Raw genomic sequence first — 25,511 nt, forward strand, 5'->3', positions numbered from 1 at the left:
GTACTCATCGACTTCGAGCGACAATAAAACAGGTCGTGTAATTTTCTTTTGTCTCCTGCGGAACACGTGGGGAGTGGGCATCCACAGGTACACGTGGTCTTTACGTGCATCCGACCCTTAGCGGGCGACGAAATGAAGATTCGTCAGAACATCCGCCACTTCGCGACGAAAAAGGCGCTCACCATGCCCGTCATCGGCGACATCGCCACCGAGAAGATGGTGGACCTTCACGTTCGCGTCTTCGGCGAGCGCGCGGACCCCGACCACCGAGAGGAGCGCGAACCGCACATGGCGGCGTTCTTCGAGTGCACCTTCGACACCTATCTGGCGGCACTGGGTGAGGGGTTCCCGGAGGCCGAGGCCCGGGAAATTACCCACATCCAGGCCAACTTCGACTTCTACAACCACGGCTGGACCGAGATGATGGAGTTCCCGGCAGACGAACTCGAAGCCCACTACGAGCGCTACCAGCAGTTCTTCGAGCGCTACGACATCGACATCGCCAACCCGCTGGGCGAATTCCGCACCATCGACATCCCGGACGCGCCCGCGACGCTGGAGAAGTTGGAGAACCCCGAACATCCCCACGCCGAAGGCGGTTTCGCCGACGACGTGTACGTCGAAGACGCCAGCGGTGAGGTCGCCACCGGCGGTACCGAAGAGCCAGACGACGTCGACGTGAGCGTCGCACCCGGCATGCAAGAGGTCGACGACGTCGACGAAGAAGCGGCCTAAATCACAGTTCTCCAATCAGTCGTCGCTCGGAATCGGTGGGCCGGTGTCGACGACGCTTTCTTTCCAGGTTCCGCGCGTGAACCACGCCAGCGCGAGGAGCGCCGCGGCGACGTTCGAGAAGGCGATACCGTACCAGACTCCCGTCGGCCCCATCGAGAAGAACTCGACGAGGACGAACGACGCCGGAATTCGAAGCACCCACAGCGAGATGAGCGAGAATATCATCGCCGTCCGGGTCGACCCACTGCCGCGGAAGCCACCGTTGACGATGTTGAACGCTCCGAGGAAGAGGAACGTCGGACCGATGATTCGGAGATAGTCGACGCCAATCGAGATGACCGTCTCCTCACCGGGGATGAACACCGCAACGATGGGTTCGGCGAAGAAGTACGCTATCGTGGAGACGAACACGAGTGCGCCGACGATGATGCCGACCGCCCAGAAGACTGCGCGCTCCGCCCGGTCGGCTTGGTCCGCGCCGAGGTTCTGCCCAACGACCGTCGAAGTCCCCTGTGCGAGTCCGATTGCGGGGAGGAACACGAGCGAGTTGAGACGGTTGCCGATACCGAACGCCGCGACTGCGGTTTCGGTGTCGACACCGCCCGCGTTCACTGCGGCGTAGGCCACGAGCGCCGTGAGCGCCGTGACACCGAGTGCGCGCGTCGATTGCTCGATGCTCGACGGAGCGCCGATACGGACGATTTTCTCGACCGTCTCGCGCTCAGGGATGAGGTCCCGCGGCGAGAGGCTGATACCGACGCGACCGGACAGCAAGAGCCAAAAGCCGACGAGCGCGCCAACACCGCGAGAGAACACCGTCGCGATAGCTGCTCCTTGGACGCCGAACCCGGAGAATCCAGTCGCGGCGAAAAGCGACTGGCGTAGCCCGTCGAGACCGAGGACGGCAAAGACCGGATTCGCGTCGAACCCGAGGATGAGGAAGGGGTCGAGAACGACGTTGATGATGACGCCGAATGCCATCAGGTACATCGGTGTCTTGGTGTCGCCCCAGCCGCGCAGCAGGGCTTGGAAGATGAAAAAGCCGAACATGAACGCGACGCCGAGGAAGATAGTGCGCGTGTAATCGACCGAAAGCTGGTGGACCTCTGTTCCGGGCGTCGTCCCGATAAGCGGCAGCAACACCGGCGTCAGAAGATAGCCGAGCGCGGCGAATCCAGCAGACAACAGGATGACGAAGCCGAGGGTCTGTCCGGCGACGCGGTCGACCTCGTCGTCGTTGCCCGCGCCTTTGTTCTGGGCGACGAGCACCGTCCCGGCGACGGTGAAGCCGCCGCCGAACGAAATCATGAGGAAGACGAGCGGCCACGAGAAAGACAGCGCAGAGACCGCATTCGCGCCGACGCGGCCGACCCAGAAGGTGTCGGCGAGGTTGTACGCCACCTGCATCATCTGCGAGAGGACGATGGGGAGCGACAGCACCAACATCGGCTTGACGAGTTCGCCGTCGACGAGATTGACGTCTTTCGGCTTCGCGCTCACTGCGACCCCTCCTCGCGGAGGAGGTCCGAGACGACGAACGTTTCGAGCGCCGCCCGAACCTCGTTCGGTGCCTCAGTCGCTGCCGTCTGTTCGTTCTCCGCGTCCGGTTCCGAGACGACGACCCGCTGGAGCCGTGCCCCGTCGAGTGCAGCGAACAGCAGTGTGGCCGTCCGGTCAGGGTCGACATCGCGGAAGACACCCTGCTCGATACCGTCGCGGATGACGTCCGCAAGGCGTCCTCGAATCGCCGCCTCGTTTTGGGCGATTTGCTTGCGGTACGCCTCGACGTAGGGGGCTTGGGTCCGAATCTCGGCGAGGGCGAGACCGAAGCGGTCGTACTCGCCGTCGTCGTCCTCGTCGGGGACCATCTTGTCGAGGAGGAACCGAAGTCGCTCCTCGGGCGCGTCGCCTTCGGTCTCTTCGACTCGCTGTTCGAAGTGGTCGAGGAGGAAATCGAGGAACGCGACGAGCAGCTCGCGTTTCGTCCCGTAGTGGTAGTGGAGGAGGGACTTACTCTTTCCAGCCTCGTCGGCGATTCGCTGCATCGTCAACTCGGCGTACCCGTGGGCACACAACGCCCGATAGGTCGCCTCCATCAACGTCTCGTGGACCTCGTCGGGGACCGACCGGTCCGAGGTGGAGTCCGTAGTCACTAACTGACTAGTCAGTCAGCGACGTGAAAAGGGGTTCCGAATCCGAAACAGATTGCCGGTAAGCGTGGCTCGGTGTGTCGTGCCGAGTGAGACTAAAAAACGAGAGCGTGCTACAGTCGCCGGTCGGTTGTTGCAGTCGTCAGTCAGTCGGTTACTGCAGCCGCTTGTCGATTCTGTCGGCGACTTCGTAGCCTGCGACGATACCGCCGTTGAGGGAGCGCTCGGGATACTGCGCTTCCGAGGCCATCCCCGCGTAGTAGACGCCCTCGGCGACGTCGTCTGCGAGGTCGTACGGGACGACGAGGTCGAGGTAGCCGCGTTCGTAGACCGGGCCAGCCCGGGGGTTTCGTGAGACCTTGAACTCCTCGACGGCCGAGCGGTCGAAGTCGGGGAACATGTCCTCGATTTCGTCGAACCACACGTCTTCGACTTCCTCGTCGGACAGTTGCCAGAGGTCTTCGTGCGGCCCCTGAACGTAGCTTGCGACGTACAGCAGGTGGTCGCCGCCGTAGCGTTCGGTCGGGACGAAGTTCGTGTGTTCGATAAGCGAGCCAAAGGGTGCGTCGTGGGCGATGTTGAGCCAGTAGGTGTCCATCAGCGACTCGGACATGGTGGCAAGCCCGCAGACCGCCCCTTGGAAGTCGATTTCGCACTCGAACCCGGTCAGGTCTTCGAGGACGTTCGGCATCGCCGCGACGACCACCGAATCCACCTCGTGGACCTCAGTCTCGTCTGCCGTTTCGACGGTGATGGTGTCGACTTCGTCGCCCTCGGTGTCGAGTTCGGTCACTCGCGACCCGGTTTGGATGTTCTCGCGACCGACGGCGTCGATGAGCGCATCGATAAGCGGGGCGAATCCGCCGTCGAAGTAGCCGAGCAGTTCGCCGCGAAGAAGGTCACGCTCGCCGCGGAAGCGGACGCGGCCGAGGAACCACGCCGCCGACACGTCGTGTTTACGCTCGCCGAACTTGCCGTCGAGAAGCGGGTCCACGAAGTTGTCGTAGACGCCTCGCGTGGTGTGTTCGACCACGAAGTCCTCGATTGGCGTGTGTTCGTACTCGGCGAGTTCCTCGTAGGCGTCGAAGTCGGGGATGCCACCGCGCACGTCGATACCGAGCGTGAGCATGCCGAGGCGGAACTTGTCGTAGAGGCTCATATGCGGGTAGGCGGCGATTTGCCACGCCGTGTCCAGCGGATGGACCACGCCGTCGACGTAGTAGGCGTTCTTGCCGATGCGCCACTCGAGGTCGTCGCCGAGGCCGAGTTCGTCGGCGAGTTCGACGATGGTCTCTTCGGACTTCGAGAGGTGGTGGTAGTACCGTTCGATGTCGTCGCCGTTCGTCTCGTACGTCGCTGCGAGTCCGCCGAGCGAGTCGCTCGCCTCGAAGACTCGCACGTCGTGACCCCGTTTCCGGAGTCGATACGCCGCGGCGAGACCCGCGATGCCGCCGCCGACGATACCTATCATGCGCCGGAGTTTGCCGGGGGCACGAAAGGCCTTTCTGGTTGACTGCTCCCGTACGAGAAGTAGAGGGATTTATCCCACGTCAAACAACTCAACGAGCATGAACGGCGTGTCTCACTGGCAGGCTACGCCCTATACGCTCCCGCTCGGGGTCGGTGCAGGAGTCTTCGTAGCACTCGGTGTGTACCTGCTCCGACGACGCTCGGAACAGCGACTCGTCCCGGGGACGGTACTCGGAGCGCTCCTGCTTTTCGCTTCTGGGTTGTGGATGGGGATGTACGCCCTCGAACTCTCTCGGACCGACTTCGCGACGAAGGTGCTTTTGAACCAACTCGGCTACGTCGGTATCGCCCCCATTCCGGTCCTGTGGTTCGCCTACGTGATGCGCCACACCGACATTGCCGACCTCCCGCGGTCGGTCTGGGCCGCGCTCGGGACCGTTCCGGTCGTCGTCATCGGTCTCGTGCTGACGAACGACTGGCACCATCTCATCTGGCGTCACCTCTGGATATCCATGGACAGCGGGTACGCTATCCTCGTCAACGACCACGGAATCGCGTTCCTAGGGTACATCGTCTACGCGTACGTCCTCATCGTCATCGGTCTCGCGGTTCTCGTCCACGAACTCGTCCGGGCCGACGGCATCTACCAAAAGCAGACCGCTGGGTTGCTCGTCGGCGGGGCGGTCCCCGCAGTTGCGGGTCTCGTCTACGTCCTCGGCGCGAGCCCAGTCACCGGCCTCAACCTTCCGACGCTCTCGTTTTCTTTCGCTGCGGGAACCGTCGCGTGGAGCGTCTTCCGCCACCGATTGTTCACGCTCGTCCCAGTGGCGTGGGAGTCGGCCGTCGAATCGATGGACGTCGCAGCGTTCGTCCTCGACGCGAACGACATAATACTCGCTGCGAACTCGGCGGGCGAAAAGTGCCTCCGCGTCGACCTCGACGACGCCTACGGCCGCCCCGCGTCTGCCGTCCTTCCCGATACACTCGTCGCGACGCTCGAAGACGAAACCAACTCGGAGGTGGTCCTCACCTGCGACGGCGACACGAAAGACGTGCTGGTCGAGACGAACTCGCTCGGCGAGGACGCAGTCGCCGCGGGCAGATTGCTGCTCGTCCGCGACATCACCGACCGCAAAGAGCGAGAGCGACGACTCGAACGCCAGAACGAACGCCTCGACGAGTTCGCATCTGTCGTCTCACACGACCTTAGAAATCCACTCACGGTTGCGCGTGGCTATCTGGAGTTAGCACACGAGACGGGTGAGGACGCGCACTTCGAGCGCATCGAAGAGTCCCACGACCGGATGGAAGCGATTATCGAAGACCTCCTGACGCTTGCCAGACGGGGCGAGACGCTCTCGGACCTCTCGCCGGTCGATATCGCAACTGTCGCACGCGAGGCGTGGGACGGCGTGGCCGCGGCGAACGTGACCGTCGACGTAGCAGTCGACCGGACCATCATGGCCGACCGGGGACGACTCAGGCAACTGTTCGAGAACCTCTTTCGCAACTCCGCCGAACACGGTGTCACCGACGGGAATTCGTCAGTCGCCATCGTCGTCGACACGCTCGACGACGGGTTTTACGTCGAAGACGACGGCCCCGGGATTCCCGAAGCAGACCGCGAGCAGGTCTTCGAGCGCGGCTATACGACCCACGATGACGGGACCGGACTTGGACTGCCAATCGTTCACTCGGTGGCAGAAGCACACGGGTGGACAATCGAACTGACCACGGGCGAGACCGGCGGTGCTCGGTTCGAGTTCTACGGTGTCGAAGACGTTCAAGACACCGCGACGCCCGAAATCACTACGGGTTGAGATATTCGCCGCAGTTGCGACGTTCGCCACATTTTTATCTGCGATACGGCAACAGCGGGGCATGGTTACGGTCCGCGCACCCGCCACGAGCGCAAATCTCGGCAGCGGGTTCGACGTTTTCGGTGTGGCACTCGACCGTCCCGCCGACGTGGTTCACGTCGAGCGAGCGGACCGCACAACAATCGAAGTGACCGGCGTCGGCAGCCAATACATCCCCACCGACCCGAACCGCAACGTCGTGGGGGCTGTCGCCGAGGCGCTCGACGCACCGGCGCACATCCGCATCGACAAGGGTGTTCGACCCTCCTCTGGGCTCGGGTCGTCGGCAGCGAGTTCCGCGGCCGCCGCCCTCGCACTGAACGAACTGTACGACCGCGGCCTCTCGCGTGAGGAACTCGTCCCAATCGCCGCAGAAGGCGAAGCGGTCGTCTCCGGCGAGGCACACGCCGACAACGTCGCGCCTGCGCTCCTCGGTGGGTTCACCGTCGCAACCGACGAAGGCGTCACCACCATCGACGCAGACATTCCGCTCGTCGCGTGCCTCCCCGAAATCGTCGTCTCGACGCGGGACGCGCGCCGAGTCGTCCCGAAGCAGGCGAGTATCGACGACCTCGTCCACACTGTCGGGCGCGCAGCGACGCTCTCTGTGGGAATGTGCCGCCGCGACCCGAGACTCGTCGGTGCTGGAATGGACGACCGAGTCGTCACGCCAGCGCGTGCGGAACTCATCACCGGCTACGACGAAGTCCGCAGCGCTGCACTCGCCGCCGGAGCAGACGGCGTGACTGTGTCCGGGGCAGGCCCGTCGATTCTCGCTGTCTGCGGTTCGAACGACCGAACCCGCGTCGCCGCCGCGATGCTCGAAGCCTTCGACGACGTCGACGTATCCGCCCAAGCCTACAAGACTCGCGTCGGCAGTGGCGCAGAAATATTCGAATTCTGAGTAGTAGTTAGACAGACGTGCGTTCCGTTTATGGTCCCGTATTCAGCGCTGTAAGCTACTGGAACGAATTGACATGGCTCGTGCTAGCACGATTCCGAGAAGACTTTTCTCATTAACGCGAGACGTTGTGGGTATGAAACGAGCACTCGTCGTCGTCTCGCCGAACGAGCGGTCGAAGCGCATCCTCCGAGAAGCCGGTGAATTCGCCGCCGGCAGTGGAGCGGAACTCGTCGTCCTCACGGTCACACCCAGCGAGGAGTTCGAGCGAACACGCTCGGCACTCGCTGACGTTGGTTCGTCGGACGTCGTCTACGGTATCGACCAAGCGACCGAATCCGCGCGTCGCCGTGCGGACCGCGTCGCTCGCGAAGCCCTCGACGGACTCGACGTCGACTACCGCATCGTCGCCGACATCGGCCCAGAAGTCGACTCCGTGCTGGAGACGGCGCAGTGGGAAGCGTGCGACCACCTGTTCATCTCGGGTCGCCGCCGCTCGCCAGCCGGAAAGCTCATCTCGCGCGACCTGACGCAGACGCTGATGCTGCAGTTCGACGGGCCAGTCACCGTCCTCCTCGGCGAAGAAGACGAAGCAGAAGCGGAAGAAGACCGCGAGCTGTTCGCCTGAGACAGACGACTAGTTCTCTTTTCTCAGCCACCCCGGAGCAACTGCTCGATTGCGGGCGGCTTCGCTCTGTGATGCGTCGAACGAATAGAAAGTGAAGAACTCGGCTTAGACGCCGCGGCCCTGCAGCTTCTTCTCTTCGGGCATGTCGACGTTCGCTTCGCCCTTCATGCCCTTGCCGATGCCGGAGGCGATGTCGGCGAGTTTGTCGGGGTCGTCCCAGTTGTTGACCGCCTCGACGACTGCCTTGCCCATCGTCTCTGGGTCCTCTGCGCCGAAGATACCGGAGCCGACGAAGATACCGTCACACTCGTGGTACATCATGAGCGCGGCGTCGGCAGGCGTCGCGATGCCACCGGCGGCGAAATTGACGACCGGCAGGCGGCCCATCTCGGCCGTCTCGTGGACGAGGTCGGCTGGGGCTTCGTGTTCGCGGGCCCACTTCTCGCGCTCGTCGTGGTTCAGACCCGTCAGCGTGCGAATCTGGTTCTTGATAGTGCGCTGGTGCGTGACAGCCTGGTTCACGTCGCCCGTGCCGGCTTCGCCCTTCGTGCGAATCATCGCAGCACCCTCGTGGATGCGGCGGAGCGCTTCGGGGAGGTTGCGAGCACCGCAGACGAACGGGGCGGTGAACTCGCGCTTGTCGATGTGATAGTCGTTGTCGGCGGGGGTGAGAACTTCGCTCTCGTCGACCATGTCCACGCCGATAGATTCGAGAATCTGCGCTTCGGTGTAGTGGCCAATTCGGGCCTTCCCCATCACCGGGATGGAGACGGCGTCGATGATTTCTTTGACCTTCTCTGGGTCGGCCATGCGAGAGACGCCACCGCGTTTGCGGATGTCGGCCGGAACGGCTTCGAGGGCCATGACGGCAACCGCGCCAGCTTCCTCGGCAATCTTCGCCTGTTCAGCGTCGACGACGTCCATGATGACGCCGCCCTTCTGCATCTGGGCGAACCCGCGCTTGACGAGTTCCGTCCCGCGCCGGAGTTCCTCCAGGTCGGTCTCCTCTGCCATGTTTCTGGCTTGCGACTGGGTACACTTAAGCGGTCGCTTCCGGTCGTCAGTCACTCCCACGGGCGGCGGCCGCATGGGGAAGACCGGCACCGCTTTTACTCGGCCACGCTTTCGCCCGGTTATGGACGAGGCGACGCGACTGCGCCGCATACTCGACGACCCGAGACGCCTCTTCGGTGACGACGACCTCCCACCGAACACGAACCTGCCGTGGTGGCTCGCGCCGCTTCCCACGTGGCTGGAGAACTTCGGCCTCAACGTCGCGTGGCTGGTCGTCGCCATCAACCTCGTCGGCACCGCGTTCGGGTTTTGGTACTACGGCATCCACCCGTTTTCTGACCCAATCGTCCAACTGCAGTTCGCCAGCGAACCACTCGTGATGTGGCCGTTCGTCCCCGACAGCCCGGTGGCGACACTCTTTATCGCTCTCTCGCTCGCGCTCTGGAAACTCGGACGCTCGAACGAGTACATAAACGCGCTCGCCTTCTTCGGCTGCTGGAAGCTCGGCTTGTGGACGCCGTTCGTCCTCGCGGCCTTCGCCGACTCGTTCCTCGCGGTCACGTGGTTCCCGATGTATCTGTTTTTGTTCTTCAGCCACCTCGCCATGGTGGTCCAGGCGTTCCTCATCCAGCGCTACTCGGCGTTCCCGATTCGCGCCGTCGCCGTCGCCGTCGCGTGGTACGGCTTCAACGACCTCGTCGATTACTTCGTTCCACTCGTCGGCGACCCGCACCACACGGCGCTCCCGGTCGCTGACTCGGCGGCCGCCTACGGGACGACGGTGCTTCAGGTCGCGGCCGCCGGCGCAGTGTTCCTGACGCTCTTTGCGACGTTCCTCGCGCTCGCAACTCGCGTGAAAAAGCTCGAACTCGGCGGTCTCGCGTGAGTCGGGGCTGGCGGGCCGCCTGACGCCTCTGGATTCGATACGGCTCGGGGGTCCGAACTCGATACGGCCCTGGGGTTCCGAACTCGATACGGCCCTGGGGTTCCGAACTCGATACGACCCCGGACTAGCCTTTTGCTCGTCGCGTGCAAATCGCCGCGCAATGACTCTCTTCGACCGCGTGGCCGACCTGCCGCTCACCATCGAGTCCGTCTCGCGCGAGCAATTCGAGAGCGACACGTCGAGTGGCTTTCACCGCAAGACGACCGTTTTCAAGCTCTCCGGGGAGGGCGAGACGGGGCGAGGCGAAGACGTGACCTACGACGTTGAGGACCACGACGCGCTGACCAAGACGCCCGGGAACGTGTTCGACATCGTCGGGTCGTACGACTCGTTCGTCAACTTCTCGGCCGCACTCGACGGGACCGACCTCTTTCCGACGAAAGTTCCCGAGCGCGAACCCTCGCTTCACTACCGACGGTGGGCGCTCGAATCGGCCGGGCTCGACCTCGCACTCCGCCAGAACGACACAGACCTCGCGAGCGTGCTCGACCGCGAGCGCGACCCGGTCCGGTTCGTCGTGAGCACACGTCTCGGCGACCCACCGTCGGCCGACCGCGTCGAGATGCTCCTCGAACGTGACCCCGACTGCGAGTTCAAACTCGACCCGACGAGCGACTGGGACGCCGACCTCGTGGAGTCGCTCTCGGAGAGAGACTGTGTCCGCATCCTCGACTTGAAAGGCCAGTACGAAGGCACGGACGTCGACCAAGACCCCGACCCAGAACTGTACGAGCGAGTCGTCACCGGGTTCCCCGAGGCCGTCGTCGAAGACCCGGCCTTTACCGACGAAACGCGCCCGGTGTTCGACGGTGCGGAAGACCGTGTCTCGTGGGACGCACCCATTACGGGCGTCGAATCGGTCGAAGCACTCCCGTTCGAGCCCTCGTGGTTGAACATCAAGCCCTCGCGGTTCGGAACCGTCGAATCGCTCCTCGAAACTATCGAGTACGCCGAGGAACGAGGGATGTCACTCTACGGCGGCGGTCAGTTCGAACTCGACGTCGGCCGCGACCACATTCAGTTGCTCGCGTCGGTGTTCTACCCCGACGGGCCGAACGACGTTGCGCCCCGAGAGTTCAACCTCCCGGAACCACCGGCAGGGTTGCCGACGAGTCCACTCACGCCGAGCGAAGGTTCAGCGGGGCTCGACTTCTGAGGACCAAAAAATGAGGGATGGGGGAAGGTGTACAGGAAGGGTGAACGACGTGCGTCCGTGCCAGCTTAGAGGACGTTGAGGCCGACGACGCCCCCGAGTACCAGCCCGTACGCGAGGTGGAACACGAGGAAGCCGACCGCCTGTTGCATATCGGCTTGCATGCCGAGGACGAGTCGCATCCAGAACACGGCGGCGACGACGAACAGGACGATTGCGTAGGCGAGGCCAGCAATGATGCCCGCAGTGAGCGTCGAGACGCTCAGCACTAGCGGGACGACGAGCACGAAGACGATGCCTGCGACGGTTCCGTACAGGAAGTGCAGGGCCATGCCTTGCATCATGTACTCCGCCGGGGGGTCGTCGCCGACGTACTTCGACCAGAAGGCCGCAGTCGGCGGCGGAGAATCGTCTCCCATCGTCATCATCAAGGCGGTCATGACTACGGTCGCGAGCAGCCCACCGACGAGGCCTGCGAGTATCGACGCCACGTGTTGTTCACCCGGCTAAAACTGGGGGCGGAACCCGATTAAGCGCGAGGCGGCACGGTTTGCCGGATGCACCGCGCCCCTAGGCTTATATACACGATAGTGACCAGAACGCACAGCCCCGTCCCGTCTTGCACATCGTTCCGCCCATGGGTTGGTTCACGCGGCTTACTCGTCGCTGTCGGCGTGGGCGCGCACCCACAACTCACCGATGCGCGAGAGTCGCGTTCGGTAGGATTTCCCGCGTTCCTGCTGTTCGATGTAGCCTTTGCCACCGGGACCGAGGCGGTCTACGTTGTAGATGACCTTCGACCGGAAGGAGTCGGTGTACTCCTCGTTCATCTCGCGGGCGAGCGCCTCCGCGAGTTCGGAGACGGACCCGAACTCGCCGTGTTCGCCGAGTTTGAACAGGATGACTTCCTCGAAGGGCTTGACGTTCGAGAAGGACGCGACCGGGAGTTCGACGATGTGTCGGTCGTCGATTTGCTTCGCGCCGATTGTGGTTCCGCGCTCGTCGAACTCCGCCAGGAGGTCCGACGAACTCTCGATTCGCTCGCGGAGTCGCTCGTCGTCTATCTCGCCGGATTCGAGGATGTCTTCGAGGAGGTCACGCCCCGTGCGCAACTCCTCGGCGAGTTCGCTTTCGAGGTACTTCTCCGGGGCCGTGTAGTAGGTGTGGATGCGCTCGCGGTCGGCCTGCCGTTCGACCATAATCGAGTGCGCGGCGGTCGCGAAGGCAAAGGAGACCGGCCGCGGCATGGCGCTCACGTTGACCCAGACTTCGCCCGGTTCGTCGTCGTCGCCCCGGAGTTCGTCGTCGGCGTCGAGTTCCGCGTTGATGAGGTCGTACGCCTGCTCGAAGGCGGCGTCGTAGTCGTACACGTCGTCGACGACGACCCGGTGGGTCTCCGCGCCGAGGAGGTTCTGGAAGTCCTTTTCGAGTTTTCCAGAGAGGTCCTTCGAGTACTCGACGTTCGCCTCGCTCCCGACGGCCCCCTCCAGCAGGATGACGCGGTCGACGTCCAACTGGTCGCGAATGAGCGGCGCGATGAGTCGGTCGTAGTCGAACCCGACGGGAACGATGTGCGTCTGCATACGTTGAACGGTGGTGTGGCAGTTATAAAAATGGCCAGACTGTCGGTCGGTGAGCCGGGCGCTGGCGGTGTGTCTCTTCTGCACCGTGGAGTTCGAGGACCCGACGAACGACTCCACAGAGAGGCGAAGGAAAGTAATTTTATTGCTGACACTACTGCAGGTCGCCCATGGAACGAAACAAGGCGCTCACGGTGTACGTCATCCTCCCGTGTCTCCTGTTTGGGATTGTCTTCGTGGCCGCACTCACGAAGCTCTCTACCAGCGTCAGTCTCAACCAACTCCGCCTGTTGACGACCGCATTCGGTGTGGTCTTGACACTAATCGTCCACACGAAGAAAGACGAATTATCGAAGCAGTAAGTTCCGACCCACTCGTGAGACCACGATTCGACTGACAGTAATTCCACAGCAGATTCTCGTTGTCACATCTTCGCAGGGCTTCAATCGCCACTCCACCACTCCCACACCAACCAAACCCCAACTCCACCCACAAACGCCACTCCCAGATTCACCACCACGCCAACGACCCCAATCGCGACGACAAACGGGGACGCACCGACCCCAACCTCCCGAAGACTCGTCCGGCCTAACTGTACCCCAATAATCGCAAGTACGACGCCGAGCATCGAAACCGGGTACGCGGCCGCAACGTCCACGGCAAACAGGGCGACGAGCACGTATCCAACCCCCAACACCACGTTCGCGCCCGCAGTCCGGGCACCGAAGGCGTATTTCCCGGCAACCCCGCCGCTGCCGTGGCACATCGGAAGGCCGCCGAAGGGGACCGCGAGGAGGTTCATCACGCCCATGCTGGAGGCGAGTTCGTCGGCCGACACGTCGCGGTCGAAGTAATCCGAGAGGAGGACCGATGTCGCGAGGGCGGCGTTGCCGACGGTCATCGCCAACTGGGCGGCCGCCGCTTCGAACGCCGGGAGGGTGACAGTCGCGAGCGTGAACGTTGCAGGCGTGAACAGCGCGCTGTCGCCGAGCGACGGAATCGTGAGTCCGAGCGTTCCAACGTCGGACGCTGCAATCCCGGCACCGACCACGAGGACGGCGAGAGCGCTCAGATTCCAGCGCCGGGCGAGAGCCGCGAAGGCGGCGATGCCGACCGCAACACCGGCCAAAAGCGGGTCGCCGACACCCAGTTCGATGCCCGTCGAGAGGAGAACGAGTGCGACGCCGAACTGGACGCCGCGAACGACGGGCGCGCCGATGTAGTGGCTCAGTCGGCCGAGTGAGTTCGTTCGACCGATAGCGAGGAGGGTGACACCGAGAACGAGACCGGCGACGAGCGCCTCACCAGTGGTGACTGTCTCGGCGAGGAGGAGGGCCGCGAGCGCCTTCATCGGTTCGACCGAAAGCGGGGCCGCGTAGTACAGGCCCCACACGATCTGAAAGACACCGAACCAGACGAGGACGAGCGTCAGCGAGAGGTCGGTCAGCCGTGCGACGGCGACCACGATGGGGAGGACCGTAACCGAATCACCGACCGCACCGGTGAACTCGTTCCACGCGAAATCGACGGCGAGTTCGTCGCGATACGGCAGCGATACGGCCATCCAGACACAGTACGATGGATTCCTGCAAATATGTTTGCGTAACGATAGGTGTGCGCAGACAGAGTGAATTGAAACTGGATTCAGTTACTCCCACTTCGAGATGTCGAGGTGGACGCCGCCACGGATGAAGTCGATTCCCATGAAGACCATCATGGGGACGATTGTGACGATGGCCAGCGCGCCGAAGAAGACGTCTCCGCGCGTTCCACCGAGCTCTGGCGCAACGTTTGCGACCATCCCGATGCCGAAACAGAGGTATCCGAGGCCTGCGACGACGTGCCAGTCGAGCGATGCTGCTCCGACGCCGACCGAGTCGCGCAGTGCGGCGGTAATCAAGAGCAGTCCGGCCATGGCGAACCCGCCCATCCAGACCCATTGGTGGAGGTGTTCGGGCGAGCCAAAGAGTGCTATCGGGAGGGCGAGAACGACCATGTCGAACACGCCGAGTCCGAAGAGAAACCGTCGTTTCACACGGGTGACCTCACCCAGTGACGGTGTAAATCCACCGACATTATTGTGGCGCGTAAGTCGGCCTACCGCGCCTGCAACACTGCTTCCGTCGGTACTACCGCCGCGAACTCGCCGTTCAAATGCGCCAGCGCGGTTCGGTGCATCTCGTCGGCCGAGTAGGATTCGCCGTCCGGCCCCTCGCGGTCGAACGTCGCGGTCGCGTCGGACGGGAGATACACCTCGAATCCGAGGTTCTCGGCCATCCGCGTCGTCGTCGAGACGCAGTGGTCGGTCGTCAGGCCGCAGACGACGAGCGTGTCGTAGTCGCGCTCGCGGAGCCATCCTTCGAGGTCGGTGCCGATGAACCCGCTGTTGACGTGTTTCGTGAACACCGGTTCGCCCTCGACGGGTTCGGCTTCGGGCTTCCAGTCGAAACCTTCGCCATCGCTGCGGAGCGGTGAGTCGGGTTCTGTGGACTCATGGCGGACGTGCACCACGGGAGCGTCCACGCCGCGCCATGCCGCCAGCAAGTCGGCGATACGGGTTTCCATTTCGGGGTTGTTTCTGTCACCCCAGCCCGGCGCGTCGAAGCCGACCTGCATGTCGATGCAGACGAGCACAGCGTCCTCGGGGAGTTCGAGCCCCGGTGTCGGTGTGGTGTCGTCGTCAGCCATCAGTCGTCCGCCGGTGCCATCGGCACCTTCGGGTGCTCGCGGGTGATTCGAATCGGGCACTCGTCGGGGGCCTGTGACTCGTCCGAGGAGAACATGTACTGCGGCCACTCACGGTCGCCGTCGACGCCCCAGTCGCCGAGGTCGGCGTGGGGACAGACGCCGTCGTACTCTTCGATGCGGTCCTGAATGACCGCACGAGCTTTCTGTCCGGCCTCGGTGTCGGCAGTGATGCCATCGAAGAGCGGTCGGGGCTGGAACGTAATTTCGAGGCCCCACGGACAGTAGCGACTCAGTCGCTCGTCGTAGAACGGCGCGCGCGTCGTCGGGAAGATAGGCTCGCCGCCGAAGCAGAACTCCCACGTCGGGGTGTCGGGGTCGGTGGGGATGTCTTCCGGCCACGGTTCGGGGTCGTTGACGTGGAGGAACTGCAGGATGTGCCACAGACGCTCGTGATAATCGGCCTCCGTCAGGTCCTCTTCGGGTGGCTTGAAGAACGTGACGAGCGAGCACGCGTCCGAGTAGTCTCGATACACGTCGAGGTACTCGAGCAGGTTGTCGCGAAGCGCCAGCAGGGCGTCTTTGTCCGTCGAGGACTCGACGAACGTGTAAAGTGCGTCGCCGTTGCGCTCGGATTCGACCCCGAAGTAACACGGGAATGGTGCACCGTCGCGCTCGCCGAGCATCGTCTCGCGGAACGTCTCGTAGTGCTTCACCGCCCACTCGGGGAGGTCGCCATCGTCGATGCGGCGGCGGAGCACGTCCTGTTCCATGAGCACTTGCAGTCCCGACTCGTTCATGCGCGGGAGTTGGCGTGTGACGATTTGAGAGTTCGGGTTTACTACCCGAATCACCCCCTCGAAACGACGGGTGTTTGTCGACGTCGACTCAGAGCTGTCGGTCCATTTTCAGGTACCGCGTCTCGTAGCCCGCTGCTTCGTAACACGCCTGTGCCGTCTCGTTGCGGGTGTGGACAGACAGCTCCGCGTGTTCACACCCGCGTCTCTCGCCCCACTCGTGTGCCCGTTCGAGAAGTGCCGTCCCCAGACCACTACCACGAGCGTCCGGCTCGACGTACAGTTCAGTCACCTTCGCCGTCGCCCCGCGGTCGAACACTGGCGGTGACTCCGAGTACGAGACAGTCGTGTACCCCGTCTGCGACCCATCGGTTTCGGCAACGAACGTCTGTACGTCCTCGTCCGCAAGCTGCGCCTGACGATACGCGAGTGCATTGACTCGGACGTACTCGTCACCGGCGAGGGCGTCGTACTCGTCGAGGTCACCCATCTCAGTGGCGAACGGGAGCCAGAGGTCGTCGACGAACGTGGGGACCTCGTCGGGTCGAAGGGGCCGGACGTCCATTGGTCTTCGACCACTCGACTGTGTGTCAAAAATCTATTGTTTCTCTCGATGAACGGCGACGGTTCGCTTATTCGATTTCGAGACTGCCGGACCCGCCGCCATCGCCGCCGTCTTCGTCCCACTCCAGTTCGAACTCGATACTCAGTTCGCCCGGACGGCCGGTCGGTCCCTCGCGTTCAGCTTTCACCTCGAAGGTCGGCGAGGTGGGTGGGTCGAGCGTCACGGACTGGTCGCCAGCGGTCAGCGTAATCGAATCGCCGGCGTCGAGTTTGTCGGCGACGGTTCGGAGGTACGATGCGATGTCCGCGCGCGACTGCTTGCTCTCGGATTTGAAGAGGACTTCTTCAGGCATAGAACAACAGACGGCGTCCGAGGAGATTAATCCTCCCCCGCCTCCCAATTCGGAGGAACGCGAGGGTGTTTGTGGTCGCCGACCTCAGTCGGCGCGAATTCCCTCAGAGAACCGCTGTTGGTTCTCTTCGGGGGCAGCGACAGTGAGCACGGAGACGCCGACGGTCAACAGCGCCGAGAGGAGCATGCCCCAGAGGGCGAAGTCCCACGTGAGGTACGTCGCGCCGAAGAGCGTCACACCGGCAAGGTCTACAGGCGGGACGAACACGTGCGCGAGGTAGAACGCCTGACTCCCGATGATACCGGCGAACATCCCCGAGCGCGTCGTCTTCGGCCAGTAGAGTGCAACGATAACGGGGAGCGCCATCTGTGCGAACCCGCCGAATGCAGTGTCACCGACTTCGACGAGCGTTCCGGGGCGGAACAGGCTGGCGACGAAGGTCAGCGTCGCGAACACGGCGACGCCGATGCGGGCGAGCCACGCTTCGCGGGCGTCGGTCGCACTCGGATTCACGAACGGCCGGTAGAGGTCACGCGTGAAGTACGACGACCCCGAGAGAAGCATCGAATCCGACGAGGACATCATCGCCGCCATCGCGCCGGCGACGACGAGCGCAGCGAACCAGACCGGCGTGTACTCGTTGAGCAGGACTGGCAGGACGTTCGCGCCCTCGGGAACGGAGATACCGAGCCCGGCAGCCCACGTCCCGAGGAGGAACGCTGGCACGAACAGCAAGACGACGAGCACGGGCCACAGCGCGAACGAGCGCTTGAGAACCTTGCCGGACTTGGCGACGAAGAAACGCTGGTTTATCTGCGGGAACATCGCCACGCCGAAGGCGATAGTGACGGCGGTGGAGATGATGAACTGCGGCGAGTACAGACCGCCGCCGAGTGCGAGGAATTCGGGTTTGTTGGTCGCGAGCGCGTTCGAGAGCGCGGTTGGCCCGCCAGCCGCGACTGCGACCCACCCGACGGCGAGCCAGACGACACCGAGCATGAACAGCCCTTGGAGCGTGTCAGTCCACGCGACGCCGCGGAGTCCCGCGATGACGACGTAAGCAATCATGAACACCGTGATTCCGGCGGCACCCGCCCAGTAGGGAATGGCACCGTTCGTGAGGCCGACGATAGCCTCGCCAGCACCCATCTGCTGGAGCATCACGTACGGGAAGAGCCAAAAGAGGCTGATTCCGGCGACCAAGGCGCGGAGGCGCTTGGACCCGAAGCGGTCGCCGAGCATCTCGCCGAGCGTGACGTAGCCGTGGACCTTGCCGACGAGCCACTGCTTGTAGCCGACGACGTACCAGAGGATGGCGAAGAGCACACCGTCCATGACGCCCATGACCAGAATCCACTCCGGTCCAGCGCGGAACGCGAGGTCCGGCCCGCCGAAGAACGTGAAGGCCGAAAGCAGCGTCGCGAACGTCGTGAACAGCAGGACGACGGTGCCGATAGAGCGCCCTGCGAGGTAGTAATCCTCGGCGTCACTGCTGGTCAGTCGGTAGGCGAGTAGCCCGATAGCGAGCGCGACTACCAGGTACACGCCGACGACGCCGAGTTGGATGCCGAGCGCGGAGACCATCAGTTGCTCACCTCGCCCATCCCGCGGTCCCACGCCCGGCGCGTGAACAGGTGGAAGACCGCAGCAGTCAGTAACATCCAGCCGATGTGCCACCAGAGCCACAGTGGGAGGCCAGCGAACACGCGGCTATCGCCCCAGAGAAACCACGGGACGGCGAGCGCCACGAGGACTGCGAAAGTCGCAATCCAGAGGTAATCGGTGCGCGTTCTCGTCATTACTGGAAACGATAGTTGATAACCGGACGTAAATGTTACTCTATTCTCCTACGTCGGGAGCTACTGAAGAAGAATTTTCTTCAATCGTCTACGTCGAACTTCCCTGCTCGTCCAGTGTGGTGGAAACAATTTCCTCGATGCGGGTCGAGGAACCCGTATGGAATTCGGGATTCAGCTCTATTCACTCCGAAATCTCGGAGAATCGACAGCCCAACTGGTCGAGCGTGCTGCCGACGCCGGGTTCGACGGGGTCGAGTTCGCAGGGCTCGACGACACCGATGCGATTCGAGCGAGTCTTTCGGAGACGGGACTCGACGCGCCCGCCGCCCACGTCCCAATCGAGGAGTTGGAGTCCGACCTCGACGCGGTGTGCGAACAGTACGGGGAACTGGGAGTCGAGACGCTCGTCGTCCCGTATCTTCCACCGGAAGACTTCGCCGACGCCGACTCGGTAGACGAGACAGCACGCCGTCTCGACGACTTGACTGCCCGGTGTGACGACCGAGGAATCAGGCTCCTCTATCACAACCACGAGCACGAACTCCGGTCAGTCGACGGTGGACCCGCCTTGGACCGACTGGCCGACCACTCAGGCATCGGATTCGAACTCGACCTCGCATGGGTTCTGGCCGCTGGCTACGACCCGGTCAGCTATCTGACGACGTATGCCGACCGGACGCCGCTTGTCCACCTCAAAGACGTGGTCATCGATTCCGCGGCCGAGCGCGGCGGGCGTCCCGTCCCACTCGGTGAGGGCGAACTGGACATCGACAACTGTCTGGCCGCCGCAGCCGACGCCGAGTTCGTCGAGTGGGTCATCGCGGAACACGACGACCCAGACGACCCAGCAGAGTTCTGTCGAGACGCCGGCGAGACGTTCGCTACCTACCGATAGAGCGCTGTTACGAAGGAAATTACCGAGCCGACACACCAGCCGCGATAGATATTTCCCTGCAGCACAATTTATATAACGACGTTCGCAGGAGCGACCTGCAACAGCATCATCACCATCATCATCACACCACCCCCTGCAGGGGGGTTTCACCAATGGACGACACCGCAAAATACCTCATCCACGCTTCAATCTCCGCCGATGGAGTTGTCGAACGGAGCGACGTGGTCGGCGCCGTCTTCGGGCAGACCGAAGGGTTGCTCGGCGACGAACTCGACCTCCGTGACCTCCAGCAGTCCTCCAAAGTCGGACGTATAGACGTACAGATAGACTCCGAAAACGGCCACTCGTTCGGCCAGATGACCATCGCGAGCAGTCTCGACAAGGTCGAGACAGCCATCCTCGCGGCCTCGCTGGAGACGCTCACCCGCGTCGGCCCCTGTCAGGCGGCCATCGAGGTCACGAGTATCGAAGACGTTCGCGAGGCGAAACGCCGCAAGGTCGTCGAGCGGGCGAAGGAACTCCTCACCGAATCCTTCGACGACACCGTGATGTCCTCGACCGAAATTCTCGAAGAGGTCAAAGAGAGTGTCCGCGTCGAAGACATCTCCGAGTACCACGGACTTCCGGCCGGACCACGTGTCACCGACTCCGACGCAATCATCGTGGTCGAAGGCCGTGCCGACGTGCTGACGCTCCTCCGCTTCGGCATCAAGAACGCCGTCGCGGTCGAGGGGACGAACGTCCCCGACGCAGTCGCATCGCTCACCCAGGACCGGACAGTCACCGCCTTCCTCGACGGCGACCGCGGGGGGGAACTCATCCTTCGGGAACTCGCACAGGTCGGCGACGTGGACTACGTCGCGTTCGCACCAGACGGGCAGTCGGTCGAAGACCTCGACCGGAGCGACGTGCTCCGGTCTCTTCGGAACAAGATTGCCTTCTCGGCACTGCCGGACGACGGCGACTTGCGGGCGGCTGTCGCAGCCGCTGGCGACGCGTCGGGCGTGCATTCAGACTCACGACCGGAGTCACCAGGTCCTGACGACACGTCGGCCGCCTCAACCTCCGACACATCCGCCGCCCCGAGTACCGACGCATCCGCTACCTCGACCACCGATGCGACCACCGAGACAGAATCGGATAACAGCGGAACGATAACCGTCGAAACGACGAGCGAGCCGCCGAACGCCACAGCAGAGGAACCGATTCCGAAACCGGAGGTCCTCGCCGGTGCACCGCCGGAGGCTGCCACCACAGCTGAGACGACCGCCGACGAACAGGTTCCGGAATCGAAGTCGCTCGCCGACCACGTGCGCGAAGTCGTCACCGAAGAGAGTGGCCGCGCTCGCTTCCTCGACGACGAACTCGACCTCCTCGAAGAAGTCGCAGTCGAAGCAGTGTACGACGCGCTCGAAGACATCGAATCGGTGCCGTTGCTCGTGGTCGTCGACGGCGAAACGAGTCAGAAACTCGTCGATATCGCGGCCCAGCGCGGCGTCGAGCACGTCGTCGGGCGTTCTATCGGAGAGTTCGTCAAAAAGCCCGTTAGCGTCCGCGTCAGAACGGCTGACCAGCTGCTCGCCTGAGACGACTCATCGCTGGTCGGGCGAGTCGGACACGAGCCGAATCGCGTCGGCGTCCTCGAACGCGTCGGCGACGCGCCCATCGTGGCGAAATCCGAGAGCCTCGTAACACGCTCGGGCGGCTTCGTTGTCGGGATGCACCAACACGGTGAGCGACGCGTCTCCTCGCCGGGTTCGGAGTGCATCGACCAGCGCGGTGGCACGCCCCTCGCGTCGTGCATCGGGTGAGACTGTGAGTTCGGCAATGTGGTCGCCGGTGGCGAGAAGATACCCGACCGGGCGGTCAGCAGTATCGACAGAGACGAGAACTGTCCCGACCGCTGGCCACGCATCGAGAAGTTCGGGCGACGGCTCAGAGATGAGTCGCTGGAGCGACGAGAGAGCCGAGCGGTCGCCCGGACGCGCAGGTCTCACAGGCACAGTTACAGCGGAAGCCACGCAACGACGGCTGCCAGCGCCCCGGCGAGGGTCGCGAGGAAGTTGACCGCCTGGTTGCCGAGGCCGGAGCCTTCGACGGTCGCGCCGAGGAGGCTGTCGACTGTCATGCCCGCAACGCCGCCGACGAGCACCGCGAGTGCAGCAGGCTCAGTCGAAAGCGGCAACAGGACGTACGCGAGCGCGGCGACGAGTGCCGAACCGACGATACCGGCGACTTCGCCCTGCCACGTGACACCGCCGTCGGTTCCCGGGGGAACGGGCTTGAACGTCGTGATGAGCCGCGGGTTATCGAACAGGCCGCCGATTTCGCTGGAGAGCGTGTCACTCATCGCGGCGGCGACGGAGCCGCCGAACGCGAGGATGAAGAGGTTGCTACCGAGATTGTGCCCCATAGTCTGTGTGGCAGCGTAGCCGACGACCGCGACGAGCGACACCGCAGAGTTGCCGAGGACGTTGCCCGTCCCGCGAGCCCCTTCGTTCTTCTCTGCGACGCCGCGTTCCGCCTTGTGGTCGTAGCGGAACTTGGTGGCGAGGCCGCCGATAGAGAAGAACGAGACGAGGACGATAGCCCAGCCGAACCCGCCGAGACCGATGGCAACCAAGAGGAGAAGGACGCCCGTGAGCATCCCGGCGAGTGACGCGGTTCCGAGCGCGTAGGCGGCATAACCGAGTGCGACCGTCAGCGCGATGGAGATGCCGGTCTGGGTGGGTGAGACGGGGCCTGCGAGGACTTCGACACCCCACAGGACGAACCCGACGGTAATCATGACCAGCGGGTCGTCGCGCTCGTAGAAGGCCGTTCGGAGGAGTGCAGCGACGAGAGCGCCCAGTGCTGCGACGAACGTAAACCGAGCGAGCGGCGCTGGCGCTCCCGTCACGTTGGCGACGGCCAATTGGCCGACAGTCGCGGCCACGAGTCCCGCGCCGACAAATCCGGCGGTCTGCAAGAACTCGTCGTCGAGGCGAGCGTCAGCCAGTCGCCCTCCGAGGTTCCCGTAGGCGAGTACCAACACGGCAGCGACGAACGCCGTGAGTGGCATCTTGACCCGGGGGACCGTCGCGAGAAGTGCCAGTCCGGTCGCGGCGAGCGCGAATCCGGCCAGTCCGTTGAGACGGCCGTCCTCGCGGTCTCCCGGTCGCGCGAACAGCTCGAACAGCGGCCCGTCGTCGATGACGAAGGCCGCCAAGAGCGCGACTGCGGCGAACGGTGCAAACGCGGCCGAGCCGAGACTGGGGGCCGCGAGGGCCAACGTCCCGACAACCGCGAATCCACCCGCTCGCCGTAGTGTGGAAGTCACATCGTTCGGTTTCCCCGACGCGCACTTAACCCTCCCGACATCGGTGACTTCGGGGACGGCTCCCACGGCGAACCCGAAGCATTAGGGGCGTCCGCGGCGCGACGACATCGTGTGGGACTGTACGACTACTACCTCGCCCTCCGGTTTCGATTCGACAGTGCCGACACCCCGGACCACGTCGCGGTCGTCATCACCGAACGCGACCTGTTAGAACAGGGTGCCTACGACACGCTCGCCGAGTTCCTCGACTGGGCGTTCGAGCACGGCACCGAGCGCGTCACCGTCTCCGTGAGCGTCCTCGACGAAGCAGTGATTCCGACTCTCTCGCGCGAACTCCGCGATATCGAGAGTCCCCATCCCGTCGCAGTCCGCGAACCCGGCGACACCGAACGCGTCGACGAACCCGTACAGGTGAACATCGGCCTCGGTGGCAAACGCGAGTTCGCAAACGTCGTTCGGTCGTTGGCCGAAGAAGTCGACGACGGCGAGTTGGACCCCGACGACATCGACGCCGAAGAGGTCGAAGAGCGTCTGGTGTTCCCCGACGAACCCGATTTGGTCGTCAAGACCGGCGCAGAGCGCCTCTCGGACTTCATGATTTGGCAGTCGGTGTATGCAGAACTGTACTTCACAGACGTGAACTGGCGGGACTTCCGAAAGCGGGACTACCTGCGGGCGTTGCGGGATTATCAGGACAGACAGCGGAGATTTGGGCGGTAGGCCGAACTTCGCGTCGGCTTCGTCGGCGAGGTGAGGTGGGCGATAGTCGAGATGTCTTCGCAGGGAAACAAAGACACACATATACTTGTTACTACATTGTCTTTTTCGTATGGACGCCCTCCAGACCGAGCACCCGACCAAGTGGGTGAAAAGAGAGGATAGTATTTTTCCACTCACCTTCCTCTTCGTGCTCTTGCTCGGCCCTCCACTGGAACCGATACAGTGGGAGTGGGTCGTCGTCGGTGCAATTCTCGTGTTTCCGTGGTTGTACGCCGAATTCCAATTCGATGACTGGCGGTCGTGGCTCCCGTCTGTGGTCTTTTGTGCGACGATACTCTTGTTCGGCCCGCAATACGAGGGCGTGGCTATCTCGCTATTCGGAGGAGTAAGCGCTGGGATGCTTGGTATGTCTGGCTGGAGAGCCTACAGACGACGGATTCGCTCTGCGCCGACACAGAGACACCGTCCTCGATAGTCTGCAATCGAATCCTCGAGCGTCTACACTGGATAACACAAACGCGCATCTGAGTTTACAGAAAGCACATCGTTAGGTAGCTGACAGTTGTACTATGAATCGGCGCGAACTACTTGCGCTGTCGGGTGCCCTCGCCGCCGCGACGCTGTCCGGGTGTACCGGCAGTGGGCAGGCAGACCCGACGACGCAGACCGACGCGGATACCACGACAACACCACCGACAGAGATGACCATGACACCGGCAGACGAACCCCCGGCTGGCGAGCCGAGTGTAGACGACGAGCGATTGGCCGCGCTCGCGTCCGGGAACGCCGAGTTCGCCCTCGATTTACACGCGCACCTCGCCAGCCAAGACGACGGAAACCAGTTCCTCTCACCCTATAGCATCTCGGTCGCGTTGGCGATGACTTACGCTGGCGCTCGGGGTGAGACGCGCAAGCAGATGGAAGAGGTCCTCCACTACACCCTCGGCGAGGATATCCATCCGGCGTTTTCTGACCTCCAGAGTGCGCTGGAGAAACGCGAGACTGCCACCGGCCCCGGGAGCGAAGAGGAATTGGATGCCTTCCAACTGGCCGTGGCGAACGCACTTTGGGGGCAAGAAGCGTACTCCTTCTCCGAGGACTTCCTCGCGTCGCTGGAGGAACACTACGGCGCAGGGTTGCAGCGAGCGGACTTCGCAAACAACCCTGACGACGAGCGAAAACGTATCAACGACTGGGTTGCTGACCAGACCGAAGATCGAATCGAGAACCTGCTGCCAGCAGGGTCTATCACCCCGGATACAGCCCTCGTGCTCACCAACGCCATCTATTTCATGGCGAACTGGGAGCACAAGTTCGACCCCAAGAAGACCCAAGACGGGACGTTCACCGCGCTGGATGGTTCGGAATCGACGGTTCCGATGATGCAACAGGACCTCAGGACGAACTACGCATCGCTCCCCGGCGCAGAGGCCGTTGAGTTGCCCTACGTGGGTGGAGACGTTTCGATGGTGTTGATTCTCCCCGACGAAGGCACCTTCGAGGAGTTCGAAAGGAACCTCGATGCGAGCCAACTATTCGGCATCTTCGACGAACTGAGCGACGCGGAGGGGACGCTCGTGTTCCCCAAATTCGAATTCAAGACGAAAGTCCAACTGAAAAAGGCGCTTTCGGACCTCGGGATGCCCGTCGCGTTCGAGAGGGCTGCCAACTTCAGCGGGATGTCCGCGGACGGCCAGCAAAACCTCAAAATCGACGATGTGCATCACGAGGCGTTCGTCTCAGTGGACGAAGAGGGGACCGAGGCGGCAGGTGCAACAGCAGCGGTCATCGGGTTTACCTCGCTCCCGCCGTCGTGGGGCGAACTCCGATTCGACCGCCCGTTCCTCTTTGCGATTCGTGACCGGCTGACCGACGCGGTGCTCTTTCTCGGCCGGGTCGTCGACGCCGGGGCGGCGCAAGGAAGCGAGTAACGCCAGCGAAGC

27 protein-coding genes are annotated in these 25,511 nt (G+C 63.2%); 11 read left to right on the plus strand and 16 right to left on the minus strand.

Annotated elements, in window-relative coordinates; translation table 11 throughout:
• Positions 1 to 132 precede the first annotated feature (132 nt).
• The gene (locus tag C453_RS16025) at positions 133 to 735 is read left to right on the plus strand and encodes a DUF6149 family protein (protein ID WP_008326036.1); all 603 of its coding nucleotides are present in this window, start codon (positions 133 to 135) and stop codon (positions 733 to 735) included.
• Between the two features lie 15 nt (positions 736 to 750).
• Here the strand turns inward: C453_RS16025 and C453_RS16030 are convergent, their stop codons facing one another.
• The 3 genes from C453_RS16030 to C453_RS16040 form a co-directional block, all read right to left on the minus strand.
• A complete protein-coding gene (locus tag C453_RS16030; protein WP_008326037.1) occupies positions 751 to 2,235 on the minus strand; it encodes an MATE family efflux transporter in 1,485 nt (494 codons plus the stop codon).
• On the minus strand, positions 2,232 to 2,831 hold the full coding sequence (locus tag C453_RS16035; RefSeq protein ID WP_394295330.1) for a TetR/AcrR family transcriptional regulator: 600 nt from the start codon (positions 2,829 to 2,831) through the stop codon (positions 2,232 to 2,234). Before C453_RS16035 ends, C453_RS16030 begins: the two co-directional genes overlap by 4 nt.
• A gap of 208 nt (positions 2,832 to 3,039) precedes the next feature.
• Positions 3,040 to 4,356, minus strand: coding sequence for an NAD(P)/FAD-dependent oxidoreductase (locus C453_RS16040; protein ID WP_008326039.1), 1,317 nt, complete (start codon positions 4,354 to 4,356; stop codon positions 3,040 to 3,042).
• A gap of 97 nt (positions 4,357 to 4,453) precedes the next feature.
• On the opposite strand from C453_RS16040, the gene C453_RS16045 reads away from it, so the two are divergent.
• From C453_RS16045 to C453_RS16055, 3 genes are all read left to right on the plus strand, one after another.
• On the plus strand, positions 4,454 to 6,175 hold the full coding sequence (locus tag C453_RS16045) for a sensor histidine kinase (protein WP_008326040.1): 1,722 nt from the start codon (positions 4,454 to 4,456) through the stop codon (positions 6,173 to 6,175).
• 61 nt (positions 6,176 to 6,236) lie between these two features.
• A complete protein-coding gene (locus C453_RS16050) occupies positions 6,237 to 7,118 on the plus strand; it encodes a homoserine kinase (RefSeq protein WP_008326047.1) in 882 nt (293 codons plus the stop codon).
• Between the two features lie 133 nt (positions 7,119 to 7,251).
• Positions 7,252 to 7,743, plus strand: a complete 492-nt coding sequence (locus C453_RS16055) for a universal stress protein (RefSeq protein ID WP_008326048.1) — start codon at positions 7,252 to 7,254, stop codon at positions 7,741 to 7,743.
• 105 nt (positions 7,744 to 7,848) lie between these two features.
• Here C453_RS16055 and pdxS read toward each other — a convergent pair whose 3' ends face one another.
• Positions 7,849 to 8,757, minus strand: a complete 909-nt coding sequence (gene pdxS, locus C453_RS16060) for a pyridoxal 5'-phosphate synthase lyase subunit PdxS (protein WP_008326050.1) — start codon at positions 8,755 to 8,757, stop codon at positions 7,849 to 7,851.
• A gap of 121 nt (positions 8,758 to 8,878) precedes the next feature.
• Between pdxS and C453_RS16065 the strand changes: the two genes are divergently transcribed.
• Together C453_RS16065 and C453_RS16070 are read left to right on the plus strand one after the other, a co-directional pair.
• Complete coding sequence (locus tag C453_RS16065; RefSeq protein ID WP_008326052.1) at positions 8,879 to 9,643, plus strand: DUF1405 domain-containing protein; 765 nt, start codon at positions 8,879 to 8,881, stop codon at positions 9,641 to 9,643.
• A 160-nt stretch (positions 9,644 to 9,803) separates the two neighbouring features.
• Complete coding sequence (locus C453_RS16070; RefSeq protein ID WP_008326054.1) at positions 9,804 to 10,859, plus strand: enolase-like domain-containing protein; 1,056 nt, start codon at positions 9,804 to 9,806, stop codon at positions 10,857 to 10,859.
• Between the two features lie 65 nt (positions 10,860 to 10,924).
• Here C453_RS16070 and C453_RS16075 read toward each other — a convergent pair whose 3' ends face one another.
• Together C453_RS16075 and C453_RS16080 are read right to left on the minus strand one after the other, a co-directional pair.
• A complete protein-coding gene (locus tag C453_RS16075) occupies positions 10,925 to 11,347 on the minus strand; it encodes a DUF6789 family protein (RefSeq protein ID WP_008326056.1) in 423 nt (140 codons plus the stop codon).
• Between the two features lie 165 nt (positions 11,348 to 11,512).
• Positions 11,513 to 12,439: an HFX_2341 family transcriptional regulator gene (locus tag C453_RS16080; protein ID WP_007542667.1), complete on the minus strand. Its 927-nt coding sequence runs from the start codon at positions 12,437 to 12,439 to the stop codon at positions 11,513 to 11,515.
• Positions 12,440 to 12,606: 167 nt separating this feature from the next.
• Here C453_RS16080 and C453_RS16085 point away from each other — a divergent pair, with 167 nt between their 5' ends.
• Positions 12,607 to 12,798, plus strand: a complete 192-nt coding sequence (locus C453_RS16085; protein WP_008326059.1) for a hypothetical protein — start codon at positions 12,607 to 12,609, stop codon at positions 12,796 to 12,798.
• Between the two features lie 80 nt (positions 12,799 to 12,878).
• On the opposite strand, the gene C453_RS16090 is transcribed toward C453_RS16085, so the two are convergent.
• The 8 genes from C453_RS16090 to C453_RS16125 all read right to left on the minus strand — a co-directional run bounded on the left by C453_RS16090 (position 12,879) and on the right by C453_RS16125 (position 18,634).
• Positions 12,879 to 14,000: a putative sulfate/molybdate transporter gene (locus C453_RS16090; RefSeq protein WP_008326062.1), complete on the minus strand. Its 1,122-nt coding sequence runs from the start codon at positions 13,998 to 14,000 to the stop codon at positions 12,879 to 12,881.
• Between the two features lie 84 nt (positions 14,001 to 14,084).
• Positions 14,085 to 14,471, minus strand: coding sequence for a hypothetical protein (locus C453_RS16095; protein WP_008326064.1), 387 nt, complete (start codon positions 14,469 to 14,471; stop codon positions 14,085 to 14,087).
• Between the two features lie 62 nt (positions 14,472 to 14,533).
• A complete protein-coding gene (locus C453_RS16100) occupies positions 14,534 to 15,124 on the minus strand; it encodes a cysteine hydrolase family protein (protein ID WP_008326067.1) in 591 nt (196 codons plus the stop codon).
• Positions 15,124 to 15,921: a YqcI/YcgG family protein gene (locus C453_RS16105; protein WP_008326069.1), complete on the minus strand. Its 798-nt coding sequence runs from the start codon at positions 15,919 to 15,921 to the stop codon at positions 15,124 to 15,126. Before C453_RS16105 ends, C453_RS16100 begins: the two co-directional genes overlap by 1 nt.
• A gap of 88 nt (positions 15,922 to 16,009) precedes the next feature.
• Positions 16,010 to 16,483, minus strand: a complete 474-nt coding sequence (locus C453_RS16110; RefSeq protein ID WP_008326070.1) for a GNAT family N-acetyltransferase — start codon at positions 16,481 to 16,483, stop codon at positions 16,010 to 16,012.
• Positions 16,484 to 16,550: 67 nt separating this feature from the next.
• Entirely contained in the window at positions 16,551 to 16,835 is a 285-nt protein-coding gene (locus C453_RS16115) for an amphi-Trp domain-containing protein (protein WP_008326072.1), read from the minus strand.
• Between the two features lie 84 nt (positions 16,836 to 16,919).
• Positions 16,920 to 18,419, minus strand: coding sequence for a sodium:solute symporter family protein (locus tag C453_RS16120; protein ID WP_008326074.1), 1,500 nt, complete (start codon positions 18,417 to 18,419; stop codon positions 16,920 to 16,922).
• The gene (locus tag C453_RS16125) at positions 18,419 to 18,634 is read right to left on the minus strand and encodes a DUF3311 domain-containing protein (RefSeq protein WP_008326076.1); all 216 of its coding nucleotides are present in this window, start codon (positions 18,632 to 18,634) and stop codon (positions 18,419 to 18,421) included. The genes C453_RS16120 and C453_RS16125 overlap by 1 nt, the downstream gene beginning before the upstream one ends.
• Before the next feature lie 157 nt (positions 18,635 to 18,791).
• On the opposite strand from C453_RS16125, the gene C453_RS16130 reads away from it, so the two are divergent.
• Both C453_RS16130 and dnaG read left to right on the plus strand, forming a co-directional pair.
• Positions 18,792 to 19,529 (plus strand): sugar phosphate isomerase/epimerase family protein, encoded by a 738-nt coding sequence (locus tag C453_RS16130; RefSeq protein WP_008326080.1) that lies wholly within the window; start codon positions 18,792 to 18,794, stop codon positions 19,527 to 19,529.
• A gap of 152 nt (positions 19,530 to 19,681) precedes the next feature.
• Positions 19,682 to 21,115 (plus strand): DNA primase DnaG, encoded by a 1,434-nt coding sequence (gene dnaG, locus C453_RS16135; protein WP_008326083.1) that lies wholly within the window; start codon positions 19,682 to 19,684, stop codon positions 21,113 to 21,115.
• A gap of 6 nt (positions 21,116 to 21,121) precedes the next feature.
• Here dnaG and C453_RS16140 read toward each other — a convergent pair whose 3' ends face one another.
• Both C453_RS16140 and C453_RS16145 read right to left on the minus strand, forming a co-directional pair.
• On the minus strand, positions 21,122 to 21,526 hold the full coding sequence (locus C453_RS16140) for a GNAT family N-acetyltransferase (protein WP_008326084.1): 405 nt from the start codon (positions 21,524 to 21,526) through the stop codon (positions 21,122 to 21,124).
• A gap of 8 nt (positions 21,527 to 21,534) precedes the next feature.
• Positions 21,535 to 22,848 (minus strand): DUF92 domain-containing protein, encoded by a 1,314-nt coding sequence (locus C453_RS16145; RefSeq protein WP_049907759.1) that lies wholly within the window; start codon positions 22,846 to 22,848, stop codon positions 21,535 to 21,537.
• 111 nt (positions 22,849 to 22,959) lie between these two features.
• Here C453_RS16145 and C453_RS16150 point away from each other — a divergent pair, with 111 nt between their 5' ends.
• Positions 22,960 to 23,568 (plus strand): undecaprenyl diphosphate synthase family protein, encoded by a 609-nt coding sequence (locus C453_RS16150; protein ID WP_008326089.1) that lies wholly within the window; start codon positions 22,960 to 22,962, stop codon positions 23,566 to 23,568.
• A gap of 569 nt (positions 23,569 to 24,137) precedes the next feature.
• Positions 24,138 to 25,499, plus strand: coding sequence for a serpin family protein (locus C453_RS16160; protein ID WP_008326093.1), 1,362 nt, complete (start codon positions 24,138 to 24,140; stop codon positions 25,497 to 25,499).
• The last annotated feature ends 12 nt before the right edge of the window (positions 25,500 to 25,511 follow it).

Source organism: Haloferax elongans ATCC BAA-1513, from assembly GCF_000336755.1.
In the GTDB taxonomy this organism is placed as follows: domain Archaea; phylum Halobacteriota; class Halobacteria; order Halobacteriales; family Haloferacaceae; genus Haloferax; species Haloferax elongans.

Bases quoted from the DNA above. Each gene is read 5' to 3' on its own strand.
- C453_RS16025 (WP_008326036.1), top strand. From the start codon at position 133: ATGAAGATTCGTCAGAACATCCGCCACTTCGCGACGAAAAAGGCGCTC.
- C453_RS16035 (WP_394295330.1), bottom strand. From the start codon at position 2,831: ATGGAGGCGACCTATCGGGCGTTGTGTGCCCACGGGTACGCCGAGTTG.
- C453_RS16040 (WP_008326039.1), bottom strand. From the start codon at position 4,356: ATGATAGGTATCGTCGGCGGCGGCATCGCGGGTCTCGCCGCGGCGTAT.
- C453_RS16045 (WP_008326040.1), top strand. From the start codon at position 4,454: ATGAACGGCGTGTCTCACTGGCAGGCTACGCCCTATACGCTCCCGCTC.
- C453_RS16050 (WP_008326047.1), top strand. From the start codon at position 6,237: ATGGTTACGGTCCGCGCACCCGCCACGAGCGCAAATCTCGGCAGCGGG.
- C453_RS16055 (WP_008326048.1), top strand. From the start codon at position 7,252: ATGAAACGAGCACTCGTCGTCGTCTCGCCGAACGAGCGGTCGAAGCGC.
- pdxS (WP_008326050.1), bottom strand. From the start codon at position 8,757: ATGGCAGAGGAGACCGACCTGGAGGAACTCCGGCGCGGGACGGAACTC.
- C453_RS16065 (WP_008326052.1), top strand. From the start codon at position 8,879: ATGGACGAGGCGACGCGACTGCGCCGCATACTCGACGACCCGAGACGC.
- C453_RS16070 (WP_008326054.1), top strand. From the start codon at position 9,804: ATGACTCTCTTCGACCGCGTGGCCGACCTGCCGCTCACCATCGAGTCC.
- C453_RS16080 (WP_007542667.1), bottom strand. From the start codon at position 12,439: ATGCAGACGCACATCGTTCCCGTCGGGTTCGACTACGACCGACTCATC.
- C453_RS16085 (WP_008326059.1), top strand. From the start codon at position 12,607: ATGGAACGAAACAAGGCGCTCACGGTGTACGTCATCCTCCCGTGTCTC.
- C453_RS16090 (WP_008326062.1), bottom strand. From the start codon at position 14,000: ATGGCCGTATCGCTGCCGTATCGCGACGAACTCGCCGTCGATTTCGCG.
- C453_RS16100 (WP_008326067.1), bottom strand. From the start codon at position 15,124: ATGGCTGACGACGACACCACACCGACACCGGGGCTCGAACTCCCCGAG.
- C453_RS16105 (WP_008326069.1), bottom strand. From the start codon at position 15,921: ATGAACGAGTCGGGACTGCAAGTGCTCATGGAACAGGACGTGCTCCGC.
- C453_RS16110 (WP_008326070.1), bottom strand. From the start codon at position 16,483: ATGGACGTCCGGCCCCTTCGACCCGACGAGGTCCCCACGTTCGTCGAC.
- C453_RS16115 (WP_008326072.1), bottom strand. From the start codon at position 16,835: ATGCCTGAAGAAGTCCTCTTCAAATCCGAGAGCAAGCAGTCGCGCGCG.
- C453_RS16120 (WP_008326074.1), bottom strand. From the start codon at position 18,419: ATGGTCTCCGCGCTCGGCATCCAACTCGGCGTCGTCGGCGTGTACCTG.
- C453_RS16125 (WP_008326076.1), bottom strand. From the start codon at position 18,634: ATGACGAGAACGCGCACCGATTACCTCTGGATTGCGACTTTCGCAGTC.
- C453_RS16130 (WP_008326080.1), top strand. From the start codon at position 18,792: ATGGAATTCGGGATTCAGCTCTATTCACTCCGAAATCTCGGAGAATCG.
- dnaG (WP_008326083.1), top strand. From the start codon at position 19,682: ATGGACGACACCGCAAAATACCTCATCCACGCTTCAATCTCCGCCGAT.
- C453_RS16160 (WP_008326093.1), top strand. From the start codon at position 24,138: ATGAATCGGCGCGAACTACTTGCGCTGTCGGGTGCCCTCGCCGCCGCG.